Annotated in this window: 14 protein-coding genes; 6 read left to right on the forward strand and 8 right to left on the reverse strand. The window is 72.9% G+C overall.

What is annotated here, in order from left to right:
- Positions 1-49: 49 nt before the first annotated feature.
- The gene (locus tag L3i22_RS38520) at positions 50-712 is read left to right on the forward strand and encodes a TetR/AcrR family transcriptional regulator (protein WP_221322385.1); all 663 of its coding nucleotides are present in this window, start codon (positions 50-52) and stop codon (positions 710-712) included.
- A 462-nt stretch (positions 713-1,174) separates the two neighbouring features.
- Here L3i22_RS38520 and araD read toward each other — a convergent pair whose 3' ends face one another.
- From araD to L3i22_RS38555, 7 genes are all read right to left on the reverse strand, one after another.
- A complete protein-coding gene (araD, locus tag L3i22_RS38525) occupies positions 1,175-1,891 on the reverse strand; it encodes an L-ribulose-5-phosphate 4-epimerase AraD (RefSeq protein WP_221322386.1) in 717 nt (238 codons plus the stop codon).
- A 565-nt stretch (positions 1,892-2,456) separates the two neighbouring features.
- The gene (gene pstS / locus L3i22_RS38530; RefSeq protein ID WP_221322387.1) at positions 2,457-3,506 is read right to left on the reverse strand and encodes a phosphate ABC transporter substrate-binding protein PstS; all 1,050 of its coding nucleotides are present in this window, start codon (positions 3,504-3,506) and stop codon (positions 2,457-2,459) included.
- Positions 3,507-3,516: 10 nt separating this feature from the next.
- Positions 3,517-4,974 (reverse strand): hypothetical protein, encoded by a 1,458-nt coding sequence (locus tag L3i22_RS38535; RefSeq protein ID WP_221322388.1) that lies wholly within the window; start codon positions 4,972-4,974, stop codon positions 3,517-3,519.
- A 167-nt stretch (positions 4,975-5,141) separates the two neighbouring features.
- Positions 5,142-5,924, reverse strand: coding sequence for an MBL fold metallo-hydrolase (locus tag L3i22_RS38540; protein ID WP_221322389.1), 783 nt, complete (start codon positions 5,922-5,924; stop codon positions 5,142-5,144).
- A gap of 162 nt (positions 5,925-6,086) precedes the next feature.
- Positions 6,087-13,652, reverse strand: a complete 7,566-nt coding sequence (locus L3i22_RS38545) for a DUF3320 domain-containing protein (RefSeq protein ID WP_255657498.1) — start codon at positions 13,650-13,652, stop codon at positions 6,087-6,089.
- Positions 13,653-14,002: 350 nt separating this feature from the next.
- A complete protein-coding gene (locus tag L3i22_RS38550; protein ID WP_221322391.1) occupies positions 14,003-16,123 on the reverse strand; it encodes a hypothetical protein in 2,121 nt (706 codons plus the stop codon).
- A 151-nt stretch (positions 16,124-16,274) separates the two neighbouring features.
- Positions 16,275-17,273, reverse strand: a complete 999-nt coding sequence (locus L3i22_RS38555; protein ID WP_221322392.1) for an NADP-dependent oxidoreductase — start codon at positions 17,271-17,273, stop codon at positions 16,275-16,277.
- A gap of 100 nt (positions 17,274-17,373) precedes the next feature.
- On the opposite strand from L3i22_RS38555, the gene L3i22_RS38560 reads away from it, so the two are divergent.
- The 4 genes from L3i22_RS38560 (at position 17,374) to L3i22_RS38575 (ending at position 22,203) form a co-directional block, all read left to right on the forward strand.
- Complete coding sequence (locus L3i22_RS38560; protein ID WP_221322393.1) at positions 17,374-17,982, forward strand: TetR/AcrR family transcriptional regulator; 609 nt, start codon at positions 17,374-17,376, stop codon at positions 17,980-17,982.
- Positions 17,983-18,003: 21 nt separating this feature from the next.
- A complete protein-coding gene (locus L3i22_RS38565; protein ID WP_221322394.1) occupies positions 18,004-18,744 on the forward strand; it encodes an NADPH-dependent F420 reductase in 741 nt (246 codons plus the stop codon).
- Between the two features lie 756 nt (positions 18,745-19,500).
- Positions 19,501-19,992 (forward strand): molybdenum cofactor biosysynthesis protein, encoded by a 492-nt coding sequence (locus L3i22_RS38570; protein WP_221322395.1) that lies wholly within the window; start codon positions 19,501-19,503, stop codon positions 19,990-19,992.
- A gap of 198 nt (positions 19,993-20,190) precedes the next feature.
- Positions 20,191-22,203, forward strand: coding sequence for an ATP-binding protein (locus L3i22_RS38575; RefSeq protein WP_255657499.1), 2,013 nt, complete (start codon positions 20,191-20,193; stop codon positions 22,201-22,203).
- 16 nt (positions 22,204-22,219) lie between these two features.
- Here the strand turns inward: L3i22_RS38575 and L3i22_RS38580 are convergent, their stop codons facing one another.
- Positions 22,220-22,432, reverse strand: a complete 213-nt coding sequence (locus tag L3i22_RS38580) for a hypothetical protein (RefSeq protein ID WP_221322397.1) — start codon at positions 22,430-22,432, stop codon at positions 22,220-22,222.
- 338 nt (positions 22,433-22,770) lie between these two features.
- Between L3i22_RS38580 and L3i22_RS38585 the strand changes: the two genes are divergently transcribed.
- Positions 22,771-23,925 carry a methyl-accepting chemotaxis protein gene (locus tag L3i22_RS38585; RefSeq protein ID WP_255657500.1) on the forward strand — a complete coding sequence of 385 codons (1,155 nt, stop codon included), beginning with the start codon at positions 22,771-22,773 and terminating at the stop codon, positions 23,923-23,925.
- Positions 23,926-23,939: the final 14 nt, after the last annotated feature.

Raw genomic sequence — 23,939 nt, forward strand, 5'->3', positions numbered from 1 at the left:
GCATATTTTTGGTGTCACACCAGGTTTTGAGTGACGCTATGATTCGGCGGTGGGGTTGCGCGAGGAGAAGAAGCAGGCCACCCGGGCGGCGATCGCGGACGCGGCGCTCGGGCTGTTCCTGGAGCGCGGGTTCGACCGGGTGACGGTCGCCGACGTCGCGCGGCTGGTGCGGGTGTCGGTGAACACGGTTTTCAACTACTTCCCGACGAAGGAGGATCTTTTCTTCGATCGGCAGGACGAGGTGGCGCGGCGGCTGCCGGCGGCGATCCGGGCGCGGGCCGACGGCGAGTCGGCGGTGGAGGCGGCCCGGCGCGCGTTCCTGGCCGAGCTCGACCGGGACGAGGCGACGCTCGGCCTGCACCCGGGGATCGCGCCGTTCTGGCGGGTGGTCGAGGAGAGCGCGGCGTTGCAGGCGCGACTGCGTCAGATGCGGGACCGGTCGGAGGAGATGCTCGCCGAGACGCTACGAGCCGAAACCGACGCGAACCCGGACGATCCGCTGCCGACCATCGCCGCGGCCATGCTGACGGCCGCCGATTCCACCCTGCACACCGCCATCCGGCAAAAAATCCTCAACGGCAAAAACCCCGATTTGGTACGGACGGAAGTCCGCGCCCTGGCCGAATCCACCTTCGACGCGTTGGCGGGCGGCTTGACGTCCTACGCCCGGAAGAACGCCACCAAAACGCCCGCCGCGGCCAACCCGACCTGACCCATCCGCCACCCCGGATCCGGTCCGGCTCCACTCGACGAACCGGAACCGCCGCAGCCGAACGACGCAGTCAGAGCCCACCGCCCACGCCGCGACTCAACCCCTCCGACGCGACAGCCGGCAGGGAAAGTCTGCCGGCCCGGGCGATGCTCCCAGCCACGCCCGGGCCGGCGGGCCGCGGTCACTCCGGCGAACTCAGCGAAAGCCGGAGGCACAGCGGCCCGGGGAGGACCCACCCGCGGGCGCATCACGTTCTGTTCGGCGCCGGCCGTTCGCTGCCGCGACGGCCGACTACGGATGCGCCTCTGGGTGGATCGAAAGCTTCATGGCGCCGGGCGGACCCGGGCCGCGTTCAGGGGCGAGACTCATCGGCGCCGAGCCCCGCCATTGTTTCCGTTGCTGATGTCCCGACGCCCGAGTGCCGCTCAGAACTCCACGACTCCCGTTCGCGCCGGAGTCCGTTCAGGACTTCGTGGCGCCGGGATTTCCGTAGTAGGCGCCCGGGCCGTGTTTCCGCTTGAAGTGACGCTCCTGCAGGTGCTGCGGGGTGAACGCGTCCGGGTTGAGCGCCAGCGTCTTGAGCGCCATCTCGGCGACCGCCTCGACGATGATCGCGTGCTCGACCGACTTCTTCGGACTGACACCCCAGGTGAACGGGCCATGATTGGCGACCAGCGCCCCCGGCATCCCGGCCGCGGCCTCGTCGTCCCCGATCAGCTCGATGATCACCTGACCGGTGTTGAACTCGTAGTCGTTCGCGCACTCCTCGGGGGTGAGCCCGCGGGTCACCGGCACCGGGCCGTTGAACGTGTCCGCGTGCGTCGTGCCGAGCACCGGAATGTCCCGATTGGCCTGCGCGAACGCGACCGCGTTGGTGGAGTGCGTGTGCGTGATGCCACCGATCGACGGCCAGGCCAGGTAGAACGCCCGGTGCGACTCGGTGTCCACGGAGGGACGCAGCTCGCCGCCGAGCACCTTGCCGGTCTCCAGGTCGACCGGGACCAGCATGTCGGGCGAAAGATCGTCATAGGAGACGCCGGACGGCTTGATCAGGAAGTAGCCACCGTCACGGTCCACACCGCTCACGTTGCCCCAGGTGAGCTGCGCGAGCCCGGCCTTCGGGATCACCTGGTTGGCCAGCCAGACGTCCTGGCGCAGCGCCTCCGAGCCGATCGTCACTTCGCCATCCTTCACTCGAAATGTTAACGCTCACCATACTTGATCCGTAGGCCCAACGTAATGCCGGACTCGCCTACTTGTGAGCGCAAACACCATCACCCACCTGCGCAAACAGTCACGCACCGCCACCCACCCACCACCGAACCGCACAACCCGACACCCCGCACCGCCGCCCCAGCCCACACCACCGGCCCAGCCCGGACCGCCGGCCCAGTCCGGACCGCCGCACCGCCGCCCGCCCGACCAGCCCGCACCGCCGCACCGCCGCCCCGGCCAGCCCGCACCGCCGCACCCCCGGCCGCCCGGCCCGGCCAGCCCGCACCGCCGCACCCCCGGCCGCCCGGCCCGGCCAGCCCGCACCGCCGCACCGCCGGCCCGGCCAGCCCGCACCGCCGCACCGCCGGCCGCCCGGCCAGCACAGCCCGCCGCGCCGCCCGGACCGCCGCCCGCTCGCCCCGCACCGCCCGCCGCGCCCGGACCGCCACGCTGCCGCGCCCTGCACCCCGGCCACCGAGCCGCCCGCGCCTCGCCACGCGCACCGGCGCGGCGCGGCGCGGCGCGAGGATCAGCGCAACCCGGCGACTGCCGCGTAGACCTGCTCGCGCAGCGCGTCCGGCAGCGGCGCATACCCCGCCGCTCCGGCAGCCGCCTGACCCGCGGGACTTGCCGCATAGGCCAGGAAACCGCGCGCCACCGCAGACGCCCCCGACCCACAGACCACCTCATAGGTGACCTGCACCAGCGGGTACGCACCACCGTACAAGTCGTCGTAATTCAGGTCGAGCCGCAGGTCGCCGCCGCCCGCCGGTTTCGCCGCGGCCACCGCATCGGCCGCCGCCGCGTCGGTCGGCGCCACGAAGTCGCCGCGCGAGTCCCCGACCAGCGCCGTGGCCAGCTCGTTGACCCGGGCATAGGACGCCTCGACATAGCCGATCGCCCCGTCCGCCCGGGCGATCGCCGAGGCCAGCCGGTCGCTGCCCTTCACCGCGACGCCGCCCTTGGCCGGCCACGCGCTGGCCGGCTCGTAGGGCCAGTCCGCCTTCGCCGTCCCGGCCAGGAACCGGGTGAAGTTCGACGTGGTGCCCGAACTGTCCTCCCGGTGGACGGCCTGGATCGGGGTGGCCGGCAGCACAACGTTCGGGTTGTCGGCGGCGATCGCCTTGTCGTTCCAGACGGTGATCCTGCCGTTGAAGATCTTCGCGATGGTGGCCGGCGCGAGCCGCAGCTCGCCGACGCCGGCCACGTTGTAGGCCAGCGCGATCGGCCCGATCACCAGCGGCAGGTGGACGGCCGGCTGACCGCCGCAGCGCGTAGCGGCGGCGGACTGATCGGCGTCGCTGAGCGCGGCGTCGGTGCCGGCGAAGTCGCCCGTGCCGGCCAGGAACGTGCGCACCCCCGTACCGGAACCGACGCTCGAATACGCCACGGCCGCCTGCGCGCAGGCGATCTGATACTGCTTGATCCACTCGTTGACCGCGTTGGCCTGCGCGGAAGAACCCTGCCCCGCCGCCGACCCGGAGGCGCACGCGACCGGCTCGGCCTTCTTCTCCGGTTCGTCGCAGGCGGTGAGGACCAGGAGCGCGGCGATGGCGACGGCCGCTGTGAGCTTCTTCATCTCAACCCTCTCAGCGGTACTCGGCCAGGCGGCGGCGCACGCCGAGCGGAATCAGCAGGATGACCAGGCCGAGGGCCACGATCGGGATGATCACCCAGCCGCGCAGCGTGCGTTCCGCGCCGCTCAGGGCACGATCAAAACCCTGCTTCCGTACGTCGGTGACCGAGCCGACCGCCGCGTCGAAGTAGGCGAAGTCGAACGCGGCGTCGCCACGCCGGATGCCGGTCAGGGCCTCGACCGCACCCTCGGAGCGCCCGGTGTCGGCGAGCGACACCACCTTCTCGTGGTCCCGCTGGTAGGCCTGCCACCGCTGAAGTGCCTCGGTCCCGGCCAGTTCCTCGATGCCCGGGCCGCAGTTGCCCTTGGCGACCGGGTTGGCCGAGGTCAGGCAGTCCGACTTGGCGGTGAAGTCGTCCTTGTAGAACGTCAGGTTCGCACTCACCAGGTACCGGCTGGTGTCGGCGGCGGCGTCGTATCCCACGGCGCGCAGCCGGGACAGCGCGAGGTAGGGGGTCAGGTCCTCATCGCGGGCGCCGGACATCCGCCCGGCCTGGCTGCTCAGCACGATCATCGCGGCGAAGACCACCACCAGGCTGAGCGCGGTGGCGGCGAGCAGCGCCGGATTCCACGATCGGCGGAACCGGCGGGCCATCCAGACCTGCAGGACCACCAGCAGCACCAGGAGGGCGCCGCCGAACAGGATCGCCAGGGTGTAGCCGGTGGCCTCGCTGGCGCGCTTGTCCGCGTAGGCCTGGTCGAGGCGGCTGGTGGCGGCGTCGCGAAGCTGCTGGGCGGCCGGGAGCAGGCGCAGATGCAGGATGTTCGTCGCCTGTGTGTAGTAGCCGAGCGCGTCCGGCGGCAGCTTCCCCGCCTGATCGGCGGCCGCCGCCTCCTGACCCGCGGCCGCCGTGCCCTGACCCGCTGCCACCGCGCCCTGACCCGCGGCCGCGGCGGCCTGACCCGCTGCCGCGCCCTGGCCCGCGGCGGGCGCGGGTCGACCGGTGGCGCTCTGTCCGGCGACTGCCGCCGCCGTGATCGTCTGACCGACCCGCTGGTGGTAGACGGCCAGGCCGTCCAGCAGGTCGAGCGCGACCGCCCGCTCCGCGTCGCCGGCCGCCGTCGTCAGCGAACGCTGCAGGTCAGCGTCGACCTGACGGGACCGCTCCTGATACGACCCCTGGGCGTCGACCCGGGTGCCGGCCAGCGCGTCCGAGTCGCCGGTCAACAGCAGACGGGTGATCTGCGCGTCCATGTCGCTGAGCGCGAAGTAGAGATCGGCCGCGGTGGCCGCCTGCGGAGCCGCCTCCCGGCCGATGATCCGGACCTGGTCCTGCACCCGGGCCATCACCAGGCTGGTGGCGAGGAGCAGGGCGGTGGCCGCGAGGACCACCAGCGCCGACCACAGGCGAAGGCGGGCCGGTGTCTCGTTCCGGACCAGGTTACGGGCGGTGTTTCTGGTCGTTTCCATGACCGCTGGCACGTCGCCACGGTAATCCATTACCGCAATTGGACTCATCGCGCGGGAGCTCCTTTTACTCCGTTAACCCAGCGTTTCCCTGACGGCCATTTCCGCAGGTAGATCCACGGGCAGACGAAATGGACGAATCATTCCCCCACGACCGCGGAATTGATTTTTCAGCCTGGATTGCTCAACGCCGCGAAGATGACCGGATCATGAGCGGAGAGCAGCGTGAGATCGGGATCGGCGCGCTGGTGCAGGGCCGCGAGTCGGACGTGATTTGCCCGGACCAGGGCGCGGTCGTACGCCACACCGGACTCGGCGAGCCGGAGGCCGAGTGGCACCCGGTCACCGGTCAGCGTGCCCCGGTGATAGAACGCGTCACCACAGTGCAGCAGCCAGCGTGACCCGGTGTCGACCGCCACACAGGCGTGGCCGCGGGTGTGCCCCGGGAGCGGGACCAGGACGATGCCCGGGCCGATCTCGGTGAGCTCCCTCGCGGCGGCGAAACCTCGCCAGCTCTCCCCGCCCGGGCCGTGCTCGACCAGGTCCGGCCCGTGGGACCACTGCACACTGCGGAACCGGCGGCGCTCCCGGCCGGTCGGCGCGCGCAGGGCACCGTCGGCCTCGGCGGCGGTGACGTGGACCCGGGCCTGCGGGAAGTCGGCCAGGCCGCCGATGTGGTCGAGGTCGAAATGGGTCACGACGATATGTCGTACGTCGGAAGGTTTGAAACCCAGACGCTGGACCTGGACCACCGCGGTCTCCTCCCGCTCCAGCGCGGGACGCAGCAGGTGGCGGGGTGGGCCGAGCCTGGTCCTCGGGTCGGCGATGTCGGCCAGGCCGAAGCCCGTGTCGATGAGCACGAGGCCGGCGTCGCTCTCGGCCAGCAGCACGTGACAGACCAGGTCACCGCCCGGCGCTCGCATCGTTCCGCAGTTGAGGTGATGGACCCGCATCTTGCCCTCCCCGTTCGTCGGTGCCAGCGAACCTACGCCGCCGCGACGCCGAAAACACCCTTCCAAAGAAGGGTTGTCGGGGCCCTGCCGGAGGGTTCAACGTGGACGGGCGACAAGCCGGCCGCCCCGCGCAGAGCGAGGCGGCCGGGCCGGAACGGAAGGTCAGTGGCGGGAGGTGTGACGGGCGTGGCGATGGGTGGACTCATGGCGCGGGAGCTGGATGGCCTCCGGCAGCCCGTGCGCGGCGGAAAGCCCGTTGGGCTGCTGCAACAGGTGCCCCCCGGCGACCAGATCGGCCAGCAGGCCGGTCAGGCGGGCGTCGAAATCGGCGGAACGGCGCGCCGACCAGCCGTAAAGGCGGGCCACCGCGGCGAGCAGCTCGTCGACCGACAGGACGCCGCCGTCGACCACCAGGTTCTCCACGGCGATCGCCAGCTCCGCGTCGGAGACCTGGTCGGCCTTGCGGGCCACGCCGTCGGTGCGGTGCCGCACCCGGGGGATCTCCTGGTCCGGGTCGCCGAGGAAGGCGCCGTCCCAGGCCACGCCGGCCTCCTCGATGGCCGCCTCGATCGCGGCGCGGGCCGGGCGGGTGATCCGGGCCAGGCCCCACTCCTCACGCATCCGCTGCAGAGCGACGCTGATGTGCACCGGGCCCTCGATCTCGGCCAGGCGCCGCACCGCGGCGATCAGTTCGGGGCGCAGCGCCGGGTCGGTGAGAGAGGCGCCCGGCACGAGCGGGTCAAGATCCGCTTTTTGGTACGGGTGAGCCCACTCGTCCGTGTGCGCGACCATCTCGGCCGTCGTCTCCGTCGCAGGCGCCACCAGGTCCCGCTCGACGTCCAGGACCGCCTCGTGATGGGTCCAGCCGGGCGGGGCGGCCATCGTCTCCTCGAACTCGCCGACCGCCACGGCGCGGTCCGGCTGCCCCTCCATCTCGTCGTACCAGGCGTGCCGGCCGACCCGCTCGGAGCGAACGGACCGCTCGGCCACGGCCGCCGCGGCGTCGGCGAGCTCGGGGTCGAGGTTGACCGAGCCGGTCAGTTCCGCGCGGATCTGCGAGATGGCCCCGAGCCGGTCGGCGGGCTCCGCCGTCTCGTCCAGCCCGGCCAGGAACTGCGCGGCGGCCGCGGCCAACTCCTCGGTGCCGACGCCGAAACGGGCGGCGACCTCGGCCAGGTCCTCCGGGCTCGCGACGGCCTCGTCGTCCCGGGCCGCGACCGGCCAGGCGACCTCGGAGACCGCGCGCTCGGGCGCCCACCGGGCGGGTTCCGCGAAGGCGTCGGACGGCCACTCGGCCGGTTCCTCCAACGTCGCGGCGGGCCACTCGCTCGGCTGCTCAGCCGTTGCCGCCGGCCACTCGTCCGGTTGCTCCACAGCGGCGGACGACCATTCGACCGGCTGCTCCACAGCGGCGGACGGCTGCTCCGCAGTTGCCGACGGCCACTCGATCGGCTGCTCCATGGTTGCCGACGGCCACTCCACCGGCTGCTCCGCGGTTGCGGACGGCCATTCGATCGACGAGACGCGGCGTTCGGTGGGCTCGGCCGGGGGCGTCGCGGTCGACCGCTCGGCTGGGGTGGCCAGGCGTTTGGCGAGCTCAGTCTGGTCCTCGCGGCCGGCCGACGGCCACTTCACCGCGGATACCTGCCGCTCACCGGGCTCGGCGGCGACGACCGGCTCGGCGAGCGTCTCGCGGGCGGCCGACGGCCACTTCACCGCGGACACTTGCCGTTCGCCGGGCTCCTCCGCGATGACCGGCTCGGCAGGCTGCTCGCGGGCCGCCGACGGCCACTGGACTGTGGTGACCGTCTTCTGGGAGGCGGCGGCCGGCCGGTCGGTGAGGTCCTCCGCCTCGTCCCACTCGCCGGTCTCGTCGCGGACTGCGGTGGGCCACGTGACGGGCGCGACCCGGGATCCCTCGGCGACCGGCCAGTCGACGCGCTCGGGCGCCTCCGCGCGACTGGCGAACGGCCAGTCGGCGCGGGCGGAGCTGTCGGTGGACAGAGCGGACGAGGCGGGCGCGGCAGACGGGACCGGGTAATCGGCGGACGGGGTGGCCCAGGTGGCCGACTCGGCGTGGGCGGAGTGCGCCGCGGTCATCGCGGGCTCGGCGACTGCCTCGGCCGGCCAGTCGGCAGGCTCGTGCTGGTCGACGTTGAGCTGGGCGATCGCGGTGTCGAGGGTCGCGCCGAGGTAGGCCTCGGCCGCGGCGAGTTCCTCGGCGCCGGCCTGGGCGAAGGCGAACTGGGCGGCGATACCGGCCAGCGTGCCGTGCCCGGCCTGCTGCTCGGCGGTCGAATGTTCGGCTACGACGCGCTCGGTCACCACGACATGTTCGGTGAACGGGTGCTCGGTGACGACGACACGCTCGGTGAGCAAGTGCTCCGTGACGACGACCTGTTCGGTGAGCGAGTGCTCGGCGACCAGGACGGCGTCCTCGATGATCTCGGCGACGAGCGGCTCCACGTCGGCCTGATCAGAATCGGCCAGCGCCGAGTTGAGGTGGCGGAGGTCGTCGGTCTCGTGGGCGGCGGCCAGGTCGGCCTCGGCGGCGGCTTCCGCCTCGGCGAGCCCGGCGTCGTCGGCGTCCGTCCAGGCGAACAGGTGGTCCGGCTCGATGACGTCCGGGTCCACGAAGGTCGCCGGCACGTCGCCGGCGGCGAAGTCCTCGGCGGCGGGCTGCTCCGGGCCGACGGCGGCGACGTCCTCGGCGGCGGATTCTGCCTGGGTGAACGCGGACACCGGACCATCGGCGGCGCGGGCCGGGGCAGCGGGTTCCGCCGGCGTGAACGCCGAAGCCAGGCGGCCCGTGGCGCGGGCCTCGGCGGCGGGCTGCGCGTGGGCGAATGCGGCGGCCGGGGCGGCGGCTACCGCGGCGGCCAGCTCGTCGACGGACAGCGGCTCCCGCTCGATCCGGTCGTCGGCGGAGGACGACGCCTGGGCGGCGTGTGGTGCGGTCGGGGCGGTGCTCGTGCCGTACGCCGAAGTGGTTTTGACCTCGCCGTAGCCTGCCGCATAGCCCTCGGCGGCGTCGGCGATCGGCTGGTCGGTGATGCCGGCCTCGGCCGGCGACATCTGGGCGACCGCGAGCTCCGGCGCCTCCTCGTCGGGAAGCTCCGCGAACGCGTCCTCGATCGCGGCGCGCAGGCGGGTCTCCTCGCGCTCCCGGTCCAGGTACCAGGCGGTGCCCCAGACCCGGTGCAGCCTCCAGCCGAGCGCGTCGAGTACCTGGTCACGCAACCGGTCGCGGTCCCGGGCGGTGGGTGCGGAGTCGTAACTGGTGCCGTCGCACTCGATGCCGAGGGCGAACGGGGCGTTCCGGCGGGCCGAGCGGCGCACCGCGAGGTCGATCCGGAAGGCGCCGGCGCCGACCCGGCTCTGCACCCGGTAGCCCCAGCCGCGGACGACGTCGCGCACCGAGTCCTCGAACGGGGTCTGCGACTCGTCGCCGTCCGGCTCTTCCAGCCCGAGCGCGGGGATCCCGCGGGCCGCGTAGTCCAGGAAGGTGGCCAGGTGCCGCAGGCTCTCGTCGGTCTCGGACAGCTCGCGGGCGCGGACCGCGGAGACCACCTCGAGGCGGCGCCGGGCGCGCGTGGTCGCCACGTTGAGCCGGCGCCAGCCGTCGCGGCCCTCGAGTCCGCCCAGCTCACTGCCGATCGCGAAGATCACCACGTCGCGTTCGTCGCCCTGCACGGCGTCCAGGTCCTTGACGAAGAAGCCGCGCAGCCGGTCGTCCTCGAGCGGGACGACCATGTCCGCGACCGCCGCTTCGACGTGGGCGGCGTCCTCGGCGGTGCAGACCACCACGCCGAGGCTGCGGTCCGGCCGGGTGACGAGGTGGTGGGCGACCCGGGTGGCGACCAGCTCGGCCATCGACATCTCGCCGGTCGCGGGGTAGAGCTGCACGCCGCTGTCCGGGCCGGCCGCGGCGAACGCCGGGAAGGTGTTGAGCCGGCCCTGGTAGAAGGCGTGGTTGGCGAAGGCGATCAGCGACTCGTCCCGGCTGCGATAGTGGGTGCCCAGGTCGAGGACCCGGAACGCCCCGCAGGCCAGGGCCACGTCGAGGATCGAGCGCGGGTCGCCGCCGGGGATCGGGGCGGCCGGCAGCTGCCGGTCGTCGCCGCAGATCACCAGGGCGTTGCCGCGGTAGGCGCAGGTCAGCGCGTCCGGCACCGGCACCCGGGAGGCCTCGTCGATGATCACCACGTCGAAGTGCAGGTCGGCCGGGAGCAGGCGGCTCACGTCGGCCGGCGACATCACCAGGCACGGCTTGACCGCCATCGCCGCGTGCGCGGTGCGGGCGAACAGCTCCCGGACCGGTGGCCGGCGGCCCTGGTAGGCGGCGGACGCGCGGAGCAGGGCGGCCTCGCCGGCCGCGGCCTCGGCCGGCTGGAGCGCGTCGACCGCGTTCATCACCTCGCCGGCGGCGGCGCGCTGCAACTGGGCGTCCCAGATCCGGAACTCGCCGACCAGCCGATCCCGGGCGACCGCGTCGAGCGGCGCGAGCCGATCGTCCTCCCGGATGATCGCGTCGGCCCAGGACTGGAAGAGCGCGCGGCCGAGCACTGGCAGGATCTGCTCGACCGGCAGGTCCTCACGGGTGCAGAAGTCGACGACGGCGTCGAGTCCGTGCTCGGCCAGCACCGTGCGGGCGGCCTGGTAGTCGAACCACTCCTGCTGGCCCCGGTTGTCCTCGAGGAGCTCGCGGAGCAGCACCCGGGCGGTTTCCCGCTCGTCCAGGGCGACACTGAGCGCGGGGTGCCGGCTGGGCGCGAAGGCCCGCAGGATCCAGTCCCGGGCGGACTGCCACTCGGCGACCCGGGCCGGCAGGGTGTCGCTGGGGCGGGTCCGGCCGAGCACGTCGGCCTGCTCGGTGGTGAACGCGATGTCGCCGCCGTTGCGGATCCGCCGGGCCTCGGAGGTCCAGGCCATCGCGGCGGCCAGCGCCTCCACGTCGGTCTGGGTGCCGCGGTAGGCGTTGCCCAGGACCTTGGCGTAGTCCTTGGCGTTGGACGACAGCGCCGCGGCGGCCTCGGACGCGCTCTCCCGGAGCAGGCCGATCGCGGCCGCCTCGGCCAGCGTGAAGTCCCGGGTGGCGGCCACGCTGTAGGCCTGCACCAACTCGGCGACGGCGGTGAACGGCTCGACGTGGGCCCGCAGCCAGGTGACCGCGTCGTGGATCGGGCCGGTGGCGAGCGCCGGCCGGGGCGCGGGCTCGGGCGGCGGGCGCAGCGCGGCGGTCCAGCGTTCGAACTCCTTGCCGGCCTCGCCGACGATCCGGATGATCGCGCTGTTCGGGGTGGGTGCGCAGATCCGCTCGATCAGGGTGGGCAGCGCCTCGGGCGGCGTGACCCGGAGGGTCTCCTCGGCGGTGGCCAGCGCGCGCTCGATCGCGTCGAAGTCGGTGTCCAGCCGCTGCCAGTGCTTGCCGAGGATGCCGGCCTGCTCCCGCTCGGCCTGGTCCAGCTCCTCCAGGGCGCGTTTCCAGGCGGCGGCCGCGTCCAGGTTGGCGACCGCCTGGGAGCGCTTGACGTCCGGCCGGGCGATGTCCGCCGCGGCCTTCTTGTCCCGGCGGTACGGCGCCCGCAGCTTCCCGATGCCCTTGTGCTGGTGGGCGAACCGCTCGACGAGCTCGTCCACCGGCTCGGCGAGCGCGTTCTCGCTGAAGTGCTCGCGGGCCCGGGCCTCGGCGGCCTTGACCACGTTCACGACGCGCCGCAGGTTCCGCATCGACGCGTGCGCCGCCTGCGTGCCCATGGCGTCGAACCAGGCCGGCTCCGGCTTGTCCGGGCGGGACAGCAGGTCGACGATGGCGGACAGCCGGGGCAGGTCGGTGAACGCGACCACGTTCGGCAGGCCGAGCCGGGCGGTGACCCGGTCCAGGCTGTGCTGGTGCTGTTCGAGCCGGTCCGACTCGTCGGCGAAGCGGCGGGCCAGTCCGCGGGCCTTCGCGGCGGTGAGCGGCAGCAGCTCGACCGCGGGCGGCTTCAGGTGGGCCAGGCTCGGGATGAGCGGCAGCTTGCCCGGGGCGGGCAGTGCGCTCCAGGTGACCCCGGCCCGGGCCCGGACCGCGTCCTCCGCCTGGTGCAACGCCTTCAGGTGCCGCAGCAGACCCTCCGCGGCCCGGGCCACCGGCTCCAGGCTGGTCATGGTGAGCCACTCGTCGGCGGCCTCGGCCGGGCGCCGGATGGCGTGCCCGACCAGGGTGGTCAGGGTGATCGCCTCGGCGATCGAGCCGACCTGGAAGGCCTCGGCGAGCGGATCCCGTTCGATCGCCTCGGCCAGGTGGTCCAGCGCGGTCTGCGCCTGGTGCAGCCGGGCGTCCAGGCGGTTCCGGTCGATCACGTCACGCCAGAGGAAGTCGCCGCCCTCCCGCGCCGGGCGCCAGGCGCGGCCCAGCCGCTCGGCGGCGTCCCGGACCCGCTGCAGCGACTGGGTGGTGAGCGGGATCGGCAGCTCGGCCGGGGCCGGCGCCTGTGCCACGTCGGTCATCTGCGCGCACATGCCGAGCACGTCGTGCAGGCGGTGGCCGAGCGGCTCACGCACCTCGTTCATCGCCTCGGCGTAGGCGTTCAGCCGTCCGCGGTGCTCCCGCAACGCCTCGCGCTCGTCGGTGGACAGGTCCGGCGGCGGCAGCGGGATGAAGTCCAGGGCGGCGGCCAGGGTGGCCGCCACCTGGTCCCGGCCGGTCCGGCCGCTGTGCAGTTCGAGCAGGTAGTCGTGCAGGCCGGTGGGCTCGAGCCGGTCGAGGACGGTGTCCAGGGCGGCGGCCTTCTCGGCGACCAGCAGCACCCGGCGGCCGGCGTGCAGCAGACCGCCGATCATGTTGGCGATGGTCTGCGACTTACCGGTGCCGGGCGCGCCACGCATTACGAAGGAGCGCCCGTGCAGGGCGGCGGCGACACAGGCCCGCTGCGCGGCGTCGGCGTCCAGCACCAGCGGCACGTCGTCCGGGGTGGCAACCTCGTCGATCCGCCGGCCGGTGATCACCTCGAACTTGAACGCGTCGGGCTGCGCCTCGGGGTGGGTGGCCAGCGCGCGGATCACCGGGTGCTCGAGGACCCGGCGCTCGTGGTCGAGCAGGTCGGTGTACATCACCTCGCGGTGCACGGCGAACCGGGTGAGCAGCACCGCCTCGTCGGAGTGCCAGTCCGGGTGGTCGCCGAGCGCGGCGTCCAGCCGGGCCCAGAAGACCGTGACGTCCAGACCGGCCAGGCTGTCCACGGCGGGCAGCTCGATGTTGTGCCGGCGCAGGCAGATGTCCAGGGCCGGGTTGACGATCGGGTCCTCGGCGCGGGCCCGCAGCCGCGGGTAGTCCTGCGGATCCGGGGTGACCAGGTCGACCGGGAGCAGCAGGATCGGGCTGACGTGCTCGTTCCCCCCGTCCCGCCAGCGGACCGTGCCGAGCCCGAGGTAGAGCGTGGAGACGCCCTGTTCGAGCAGGTCACGGCGCGCGGTCCGGCGCAGCGCCCGCAGCGTGGCATCCATCTCCGCGTCGGCCAGCGCGGTCTGGAACACGTGCGAGGCGCGTGGTCGTGGACCTTCCGCCTGTTCCTCGATGCCAAGGAAGCCGCACTCGCGCCCCTGTTGGAGCGCCTCGACGATACTGCGCGGCGAGGGGCTGACGATCTCGACCACCCCAGGCGCCGTGGTCCGCACGTCGATCAGCGGATTGGCGCCTGTGAGGTCGAGCAGCCCGTCCCGCCACTCGTCCAGTGTTGCCCGCACTCGGGCATCAGGCCGCCCGGTCAACCCGTCCGATTGATCCCACCGCATTTTTCCATTGCAGCAAGGCGACGGGCCGCATGGTGGCGTTTTTTCGGGTTAATCCGACGTTCTGCACGGATCGGACCACTTCGGGATCCCACCAGCAACAGCAGCCCCAGGAGAACCACCGACCGGCCGCCGACGGAGACCGCGGGCCGCCGAGGCCGGGAAACGAAGCGACCATCGGACGAGACCGCGGGCCACCTGAGCCGGGAACCGAAGCGGCCACCGAACGAGCCGGCGGGCCACCCGAGCCGGGAAACGAAGCGGCCGCCCCGGGACGGAGCGGCCACTGGTCGAGGTACGAGGGATCAGTCCCAGGTCGGGACCCACCACTGCCAGCCGATCGGGGCGAGCGGCCAGCTGACGTCCGGCTGCCAGCCCTCCGGCGGGTACCAGCCGTCCGGCGGGGTGGGCCAGCCCGGCGGGACGACGAACTTGATGCCGGTCGGGGCGGACGGGATCGCCGGGTGCCGGTTCGCCTCGGGGGCGGGTGACACCGGGGCGCTGCCGGAGGCGGTGGCGGCGTGCTTGTTCATCACGACGGCGGAGAGCGCCGGGATGACGGTGGTCTCGGCGATCTCGCCCGAACCCCCGAACAGGCCGACCGGCGACCCGGCGCCATTGAACGAGCCGGCGGGCGAGCCGACGCTGCTGAACGAACCGGTCGACGACCCCGCGCCGAACGAAGCGCTCGACGAATCAGCGCCGAACGAGCCGCTCGACGAATCGGCGCCCGCCGGCGAGCCCGTGCTGCTGAACGAGCCGGTCGACGATCCCGCCCGGCCGAAGGAGCCGCTCGCCGGATCGGCGCCGAACGACCCGGTCGACCCGGTTGACCGCCCGTCGGCGCCGAACGACCCGGTCGACCCGGTTGACCGCCCGTCGACGCTGAACGAGCCGGTGGACTGCCCGTCGACACCGAACGAGCCGGTCGACCCGTTGCCGCCGAAGAGCCCGGCCGAAGCCGAGCCGGCGATCGGGGCCGCGGGACTGACCGGAATCCCGCTGATGCTTCCGGGCAGCGGAGCGGTCGGCACGCCCGGAATCGGATGGGCCGCCACCCCGGGAACAAAACCAGACGAACCCCCCGAAACAGGCCCCGTCGACATGCCCGGGATCGGGCCGGTCGACAAACCGGGGTTCGAGCCGGTCGACATCCCGTGGCTCGATCCGGACGACACACCGGAAATCGGGCCGGTCGTCATCCCGGGGTTCGAGCCGGACGACATGCCGGGGATCGGGCCGGTCGACAGGCCGGGCCCCGACGGGCCGGAGACGGAGCTGGTCGGGACCCCGGAGGTCGGAGTGCCCGGGTCGTCCGCCTGGGGCCGGCCGGCGATCGTCGGGACCGGGCCGCTGACCGACGCCGCCCAGCTCGGGACGGGGCCGCTCGGCTGCACCCAGGTCGGGACCAGTTCGCTGCGGTCCATCCAGGTGGGCTGCGCGTCGCTGGGCGTGGAGGCCCACGACGGCACGGCGTCGCTGGCGCTCATCCAGCTCGGCACCGCGGAGGTGCCGGCGGCCGGCAGCTCCGGCCCGGCGGCGGCGGGCATCATCGGGCTGGTCGCCGCGGGCGTTACCGGGGTGGTCGCGGCGGACGTCACCGGCGCGGTCGCGGCGGACGGCGAGACGGGCGCGACCCGGCCACTGGCGGCGGCGCTGCGAGCGGCCGGACCGGTCCAGCTCTCCGGCAGATCCTGGACCCGGGCGACGTACAGCAGAACTTCGGTCTTGTTGGCATTGCTCTTGACCACCGCACGGGCGGCCACGACGAGTCCGCGCTCGGCCTGGTACCGCAGGATCGGGGTGAGCTCGAAGCTCATCTTCGGGCTCAGGTCACCCACCCGGCCGTCGCCGAGCCGGACCTCGACCAGGTGATCGGCCATCTCGTGCAGCGTCACGTAGGCCCAGCACTCGCCCTCCGGCCGCTGGTAGGGCGCCAGCGCGTCGGGGTGCTGCTCCTGCCCGTTGACCTGCAGCGCCGACCCGGTCGGCAGGAGCCGGTGCTCGTGCGCGGGCGGGTTGTTGGCCGGCATGATCATGTGCGGTTCGGCGAGGTCGAGGCGGATCGTGCCGACGAAGGCGGGCGGGCGACCGTCGTACTCTCCCCATTCCCGGCCGTGGATCTGCGCGTTGACCTCGGGGATCAGGTTGCGCTTGGCGAGCGTGGTGAGCACCCCGATGTACCGGGCGGCCTCGGGCCGTGGCAGGTGCCCGAGCAGCGCGGTGTCGGCCCAGACCCCGACGGCGTTGCGATCGTGGCGATTGCTGCGGTCGGGCATCAGCTGGACCGGGATGGTTATGTCGGTGCCCTGGGGGTTGAAGTCGTTTCCGAACAGCGCACGTATCGACTTGGCGTAGTGCGTCTCGCCGACGACCTCGGCGCTAGCCCAGCCCGCTTGTCCCCAGAGTTGGAACCGATTTGCCACACGCGAACGTTAGTGTCTGCTTTCCGTCAGTCACGTCGTCCGTACGGATGACGACCGCTGGCCGGACGGTCCGTATCTGAATGATCAACTCTAAGCAGCGTTCAGGAAAAGCCCCGGCGACCTTCCGGGGCTTTTGCCCTCCGAACTCCCGTTAGCCGAGCTTGATGACCATCTTGCCGGTGTTCTCGCCGCGCATCAGACCGAGGAATGCCTCCGGCGCGCCGGCGAGACCGTCGACGACCGTCTCCTGGGCCGAGATCCTGCCCGCGCGCAGCCACCCGCCGACCTCGGTGACGAAGTCCGCCATCCGGTTCCGGTGGTTGCTGACGATGAACCCGCGCAGGTTCAGCTCCTTGCCGATGGCCAGCGCCAGGTTCCGCGGCCCGGTCGGCGCGGACGTCTCGTTGTACTGCGAGATCGCCCCGCAGAGCGCGATCCGGCCGTACTTGTTCAGCGACTTGATCGCCGCTTCCAGGTGGTCCCCGCCGACGTTGTCAAAGTACACGTCGATGCCGTCCGGCGCGGCGGCGCGCAGCTGACTCCGTACCGAAGCGTCTTTGTAGTTGAATGCCGCGTCGAAGCCCAGGTCATCGACCAGGTGCTTGACCTTCTCGGCCGAGCCGGCGCTGCCGATCACGCGCTTGGCGCCGCGCAGCTTGGCGATCTGCCCGACGACGCTGCCCACCGCGCCGGCCGCGCCGGAGACGAAGACCACGTCGCCCTCGCGGAACTGCGCGATGTCCAGCAACCCGACGTACGCGGTCAGCCCGGTCATGCCGAGCAGCCCGAGATACGCCGACGGGGTGGGCGCCGCGGCCGGGTCGACGACCCGCGCGTGCCCGGCGTCGAGGACCGCGAAGTCCCGCCAGCCCAGCCCGTGCAGCACGGTCGCGCCGACCGGCACCTCCGGCGCGTTCGACGCCACGACCTCGCCGATCGCCGCCCCGTCGAGCGCCTTGCCGAGCTCGAACGGCGCCACGTACGACTCGACGTCGTTCATCCGCCCCCGCATGTACGGATCCACCGACATGAACTGGTTGCGGACCAGCACCTGCCCCGGCCCAGGCTCGGGCGTGGGCAGCTCGACGAGCGCGAAGTTGTCGGCGGTCGGCCACCCGCTGGGCCGGCTGGCGAGACGGATCTCCTGCATGGGGACGCTCCTGACGTGAGGGGGACAGTTACTCGACAGTATGTCGAAAAACTCGACGTTGTGTCGACTCCGCACTGTCAGCCGCGTTACCGTCATGGTCATGAGTCAACGCCGCCGCGGCCCGAGCAAGGGTGACCTGCGCGAACGCGCGATCCTGGACACCGCGCGGGACCTGCTCGCCCGCAAACCGCTCGCCGAGATCACCATCGACGAGCTGGCCGCCGGCGCGGAGATCTCCCGGAGCAGCTTCTACTTCTACTTCGACTCGAAGCTCGCGGTCGTGGTGGCGCTGCTGCACGGGCTCGCCGGCGAGCTCGGCCGCGACTCCGGCCCGTGGCTGGACGGCACCGGCCCGGACCAGGACGCCCTGCGCGCGTCCCTCACCGCACTCGCCGTACTCTGGCGTGACCAGGGAAGACTGCTGGCCGGAGCGCTCGCCGCCGCACCCGGCTGCCCGCCGATCGCCCGCTGGCGGGCCGGGCTGCGCGAGGCCCACGTCGAGCGGCTCGCCGCCCGGATCGGCCGGGACCGGGCCGCCGGCCACGCCCCGGACGGCCCCGCGCCGCACGTGCTCGCCGCGATGATCGACGACCTGCGCACCGCCGCGTTCACCTCCGCCGCCGACCCGGAAGCCCTGGTCGACGACCTGGTCGTGGTCGAGCTGCGGATGCTCTACGGCGATTTCCCGGTTCCTCCGTCGAACGGGTGACCGGCCAGGCAATCTGAGGTCATGCGGATCGGTGTCATTGGCGCAGGGCAGCTCGGCGGCACTCTGGCGACCTGGTGTGCCGAAAGTGGACACGAGGTGGCGGTCACGTCGCGGCATCCGGACCGGCTGACCGACCTGGTCGAGCTCGGCGACGGGCACATCCGGGCGCTCACCGTCCCGGAGGCGGCGGCCTTCGGCGAGGTGCTGTTCTTCGCGCCGAACTGGGAGTCCGCCAGGGAGGCGATCGACCTGGCGCACGACGCGATGGCCGGCAAGGTGGTGATCGACGCCACCAACCCCGCGCACGTCAGCGTGCCGATCGAGGGCGCACCCGGCCCGGCCGGCCTCGGCTCGTTCGCGCCGGGCTTCCCGTCGACCCTCGACATCCCGTCGTTCGTCCGCGTGCCGGTCGCGCCCGGCACGAATCGCGAGCTCGGCACGGCCCCGAAGAGCGGCTTCGAGACCCTCATCGACTGGGCCCCCGACGCACACTGGGTGAAGGCCTTCAACACCATCTCCACCGACATCCTCGACCGGCGCCGCGGCCACGATCCGCTCCTCGCCGAATACGTCTGCACCGACCAGCGCGACGCCCGCGAGGCCGCCTGCCGGATCATCCAGGAGCTGGGCTTCGCACCGTTCTTCGCCGGCGGCCCCGAGGCCGCGCGCCTCACCGAGACCGGCGGCCCGCTCCAGAAGCTCGAGGTCGACGTCCAGGACGCGAAGGATGCCCTGGCCGAGGCCCTGGCCACGATCCACTGAAACCGATTCAACGATCAAATTCTGCATTGCCCCGGTCCGCCGGGGTACAGATCGTCGCTCCCGCGGGGACCCTTCCGGGCTTCGCAAGGGCGCGGGGCGCCCAGAACGCAAAGCCCTCCAGGGCGACGTCCGAGGGTGGTTGCGGTTTACCCCAAAAACCCAATACCGGGCATGCGCTACACCACAAAGCCGGCCCGTGCCGGTTATCCACACCAAGCGGTTGTCCACAGGCCCCAAGCACGATCTTGCGAATCCGAGCCACAATTACGGCAGAGGCGGTGGCCCCCCTTTGGGCCGGGTGGGCCCTGCTCGCGTGGGCCCTGCTCGCCGCAGGGCCGGGTGGGCGCTGCTCGCCACGGCGCACGGGCCGGGTCGGCACTGCTCGCCGCGCCGCACCGCTCCGCACGCGCCGGGTCGGCTCTGCTCGCCGCACCGCTCCGCAGGCGCCGGGTCGGCACGCCGCGCCGCATTGGCCGGATCGGCGCTGCTCGCCGCACCGCCCGGACCTGGGCAGGCGCTGCTCGCCGCACGGCCGGGACGGCGCTGCTCGCCCGCGCCGCACGGGTCGGGTGGGCACTCGCTCGCCGCACCCCACCGCACGGCCGGGCTGGGTCGGGGCCAGGCTGGCTCGGGACGGGCTCGGCCGGGGCGGGTCGTGCTGGGGCGGGTCGTGCTGGGGCGGGTCGGGCCGGGTTGGCCGGGTGGGCGGGCTTTGGGCGATGGTCGTGGTTTTCGGGGGCTTCTAGACTGCGGCTTGTGGAGATCGTGGAGCTGCTCGCGTCGCCGGTGCACCGGTTCGTGGGGCGGCCCGGGGACGGTCCCGGGGTGGCGCCGGAGGGTGAGATCGTTCGGGAGATCCGGGTTCGGGCGGGGCTGGGGATCGTCGGGGATCGGTACTTCAATCATGCGGCGCATCGGGACGCCTCGGTCACGGTGATCGCGCGGGAGTCCCTTCCGGACGGCGCCGGGCTGGTTCAGGCGCGGCGGAACATCCTGGTCGCGGGTCTGCGGTTCGGGGAGCGGACGCTCGATGACCTGGTCGGGTCGACGCTCGTCCTGGACTCCGGGGACGGGCCGGTGCGGCTGTCCGTGCGGCGGCGGGCCAACCCGTGCGCCTGGATGGACGTGAGCATCGGGCCCGGGGCGTGGAAGGCGCTGCGGGGCCGGGGCGGGGTCCGTTGTGTCCCCCTCGACGACGGGATCCTGCGGGTCGGGCCGCTCACCGCGTCGGTCGAGGCCGCTTCGTAGACCTTCGGGGCGGGACGCTTGTCGCGGCGGTGGGTGGCGGGGCTCCGGCCGTACCGTAAGCGGATTTTGATCTTGATGGGTTGCACAGCGTGGCGGGGAGCCGGGGAACGCTGGACAGTGCGAAAAATCCGGCTTTGGGCTCAGGGTGGGGGGCGACCGGCCGATGGGGGGAGGTCGAATGTCGGTCGGGAGGTGACGGTGACGACTGGTTACCGGCGCCCGCTGGCGCGAACCGTGGCCTTCGCCCTCCTGTACGCCGCCGCCGTCTACTCCGGGCGGCGCACCGCGATGGTCGGCGACGGGGTCAGTCTGATCTGGCCGGCCGCCGGCGTCGGGGTCGTCTGGTTCTGCGCGAATCGCACCTCCCCCACCCGCCGGCTCGACGCGGTCCTGCTGGTCCTGATCCTAGGACTGGGGAACTGGCTGACCGGCGCGCCCGCGGCCGTCAGTGTGGTCGCCGGGTTCGTCGGCCTGATCCAGGCCGGGATCTTCCTGGGTACGCTGCGCCGCTGGCGGCCGAACCTGTGGGGCGCCGGCGGCTCGGAGACGCTGCGCTCGCCGCGTGACCTCTGGGGTCTGCTCGGCGCCACGCTCGCGGCCAGTGTCGGCGCCAACCTGGTCAGTCTGCTCGGGCGGGGCCTGGTCACCGGTTCGTTTCCGGTCGCGTTCCAGGCGATGGCGCTGGCCCGGCACACGGCGAGCATCCTGATCATCGGGGCGGCGGGGATCTATCTCGGCGCCGGGCTGCGGCGGTGGCGGGCCCGGCCACCCCTGCGGCGCGTCTCGTTCTGGCGGACCGCGGAGATCGCCGGCATCTTCACGTTCAGTGTCGGCGGGCACGTCGGCGCGTTCGCCTACGACCATCGGCTGCCGCTCTCGTTCGCGCTCCTGGGACTGACCGTCCTGGTCGGCACCCGGCTGCGCACTCCCTGGGTCCTCGTGCACAACTCGGTGATCAGCGCGATCGCGGTACAGTACACGCTGCTCGGCAGCGGCCCGTTCGCGCAGGTCGGCGACGTCGGCCAGCGGGCCGTGATCGTGCAGCTGTTCGTCCTGCTGGTGGCCCTGGTCGGGCTGGCCCTGGCGCTCGGCCGGGACGAGCGGACCGCGCTGCTCTCCGCGCTCGCCGAGGAGAAGGCCGAGCTCGACACGCAGAAGACCCTGCTCACCGCCGTGATCGACTCGATGGCGGACGGGCTGGCGGTGATCGGCGGCGACGGGCGGGTCACCCTGCGGAACCCGGCGGTGACCGAGCTGCTCGGCCGCTGCGGCCCGGACGACCTGCTCGGCGGGCCAGGCTGGGACGGGGAGCCGGCCTATCTGCGGGCGCTCGCCGGTGAGGACGTGCGCGGGGTCGACATGCCGGTCCGCAACCCCGGGGTGCCGGAGGGGCGGGTGGTCCGGGTGACCGCGACGGTCCTGCCGCATCCGGACGGGACGCGCAGCGCGGTGGTGCTGTTCCACGACGTCACCGCGGAGCGGCGGCATCGCGACGAGCTGACCAACTTCGCCGGGGTGGTGGCGCACGACCTGCTCAACCCGCTCGCCGCCATCGAGGGCTGGACGGCTGCCACGCTGGACTCGCTCGACGGCGTACCCGACCATCCGAACCTGGACCAGGCGCACGCCGATCTCGCCCGGCTGACCCGGGCGTCGGCGCGGATGCGCGGCCTGATCGACGGGCTGCTGGCGTACACGACGGCGCGGGAGGCGACGGTCGCCCCGGCCCCGGTCGACCTCACCGAGGTGGTCGCCGACATCGCCCAGGCCCGTGCGGACGCGGCGGTGGCGGCCGGCAGCCCCGAGCCGCGGTTCCGGATCGGCGCGCTGCCGCCGGTGCAGGCGGATCCGGTGCTGGTCCGGCAGCTGGTCGACAACCTGGTCGGGAACGCGATCAAGTACACGGCGCCCGGGGTGGTGCCGGCGCTGCACATCTCCGCCGCGTCCGCCGGGGGCATGGTGACGGTCCGCATCGTCGACAACGGGATCGGGATCCCGGCGGGCCAGCACGACGCGATCTTCGGGAACTTCCATCGGGCCCACACCACCGGCGCCTATCTGGGCACCGGCCTCGGCCTGGCGATCTGCAAGCGCATCGTCGAGCGGCACGGCGGGGACATCGCGGCCGTCGACCATCCGGGCGGCGGCTCCTGCTTCGTCTTCTCGCTGCCGGCCGCGGTCGCCGACCATCCGTACCTGACTCCGGTCTGACCCGCGCGCCCGCGCCTCACACCAGGGTGTTGACGCCACTGCTCTGTTCCATCCGGGCGATCGCGTCGCGGCTGTCCAGCTCCGCGACCTGGTCGCCCGCCGGCGACCGGTGGTCCGCGCCCGCCAGCACGTGATCGAAGAGCTGCTGGCAGTCACCGCGCAGCCGCAGCCACGCCGCGTGCGTCTCCCACGCCGAGGACGGGGTCGAGATGCCGATGCTGATGCTCATGTCATCTCCTTGATCGTTTGCCAGGACCCCGACCATCGGCCGCCGTCCGCCGAGCTGAGGACTTCGCCACACCACTTTTCGCTCCGGTTCCGCAACCGACGGCCGACGAGCCGCAACCCGGCGACGAGCCGGCGGGCGACGAGCCGCAACCCGGAGACGGGCCGGCGGGCGACGAGCCGCAACGCCGTGGCGGGCGGGCGAGCGAGCGGGCGAACTGCCTGCCTCATCCATTTTGCGGGGTAATGTCAGATCAAAGACTGGACGTGGGTGGGAGGGGCCGTGGCTGTGTCGGCGACTTCCGGGGACGCGCCGGCCGTGTGCGGCGCTGACGTCCCGGTGTGACGCCGGTGTGGATCGCGCTGGTTCTCGTGGTGGTCCTGCTCGGCGCCGGGCTCCTGGCGTACCGGATGCGGAAGACCACCCGGGACTCCTCGGCCGGCCAAGCCGTGATCACCCAGCTCAACGAGACCCTGCGGGAGCGGGACGCCGAGCTCGAGCAGCTCCAGGCGGATCGGGCCGAGCAGCTCCAGGCGACCGCGCTGCAGCAGAAACAGCAGCAGCAGACGCTGCGGCGGCGGGCCAAGGAGGCGATCGACAGCACCGCCGCGGTGATCGGCGGGAAGCTGGAGGACGTCGTCCTCCAGGTCGGCGCGGCGCGGGACGCGGCGGCGGCGACCCACGAGCGGGTCACCCACACCAACGACGCGGCCGAGGCGCTGGTCCGCCGGGCGCACAGCGCGGACGAGGCGGCGGCCGCGCTGAACGCGAGCCTGCGGCAGGTCGCCGGGATCGCCAGCGTGATCTCCGGGATCGCCTCGCAGACCCGGCTCCTGGCGCTGAACGCGACGATCGAGGCGGTCCGGGCGGGCGCGGCCGGCAGTGGCTTCGCGGTGGTCGCGGACGAGGTGAAGAGCCTGGCCGACACGACCGCGGACTCGACCGAGCAGATCACCAGCACGATCGCCGCGCTGGAGGCGGACGTGGCGCAGATGGGCCAGACGCTCAACGCGATCATCCACGACGTCGGTGACATCGAGGACGCGATGCGCCAGCTCGGCGGGATCGCCGATCAGCAGCAGGACATCGTGATCCGGCTGCACAGCAGTGTGGACGCGACGATGGCCCAGATCGGCGATCTGTCCGACGTGGCCGAACGCCTGGAACGCCGGCGCAGCGACCGGCTCGCCATCGAGGGCACCGTGCAGTTGCGGCTGGCGTCCCGGCCGCAGCCGATCGCCGCGCAGATGGTCGACCTCAGCTCGGACGGCATGGGCTGCACGCTGCCGGCGGACATCCCGGTCGCGGCCGGCGACATGATCCGCACCGAGTTCACCTTCGACGGGCTGAGCGGCGCCGCGGACGCCAAGGTGATGCGCCGGACCGCGCGGGACGGGCTGATCGAGATCGGCCTGCAGTTCCAGAACCTGCCGACGGTCACCCGGAACCAGATCGACACCTACCTGACCCGGCTCGGCTCGACCGGCGGCGACTGACCTGAACGCGATCG

Origin of the sequence: Actinoplanes sp. L3-i22 (assembly GCF_019704555.1) — a bacterium.
Lineage (GTDB): Bacteria > Actinomycetota > Actinomycetes > Mycobacteriales > Micromonosporaceae > Actinoplanes.

Excerpts from the sequence above, each read along its gene's own strand:
- L3i22_RS38580 (WP_221322397.1), bottom strand. The coding sequence starts at position 22,432 with ATGAGCATCAGCATCGGCATCTCGACCCCGTCCTCGGCGTGGGAGACG.
- L3i22_RS38555 (WP_221322392.1), bottom strand. The coding sequence starts at position 17,273 with ATGCAGGAGATCCGTCTCGCCAGCCGGCCCAGCGGGTGGCCGACCGCC.
- pstS (WP_221322387.1), bottom strand. The coding sequence starts at position 3,506 with ATGAAGAAGCTCACAGCGGCCGTCGCCATCGCCGCGCTCCTGGTCCTC.
- L3i22_RS38540 (WP_221322389.1), bottom strand. The coding sequence starts at position 5,924 with ATGCGGGTCCATCACCTCAACTGCGGAACGATGCGAGCGCCGGGCGGT.
- L3i22_RS38565 (WP_221322394.1), top strand. The coding sequence starts at position 18,004 with ATGCGGATCGGTGTCATTGGCGCAGGGCAGCTCGGCGGCACTCTGGCG.
- L3i22_RS38560 (WP_221322393.1), top strand. The coding sequence starts at position 17,374 with ATGAGTCAACGCCGCCGCGGCCCGAGCAAGGGTGACCTGCGCGAACGC.
- L3i22_RS38535 (WP_221322388.1), bottom strand. The coding sequence starts at position 4,974 with ATGGAAACGACCAGAAACACCGCCCGTAACCTGGTCCGGAACGAGACA.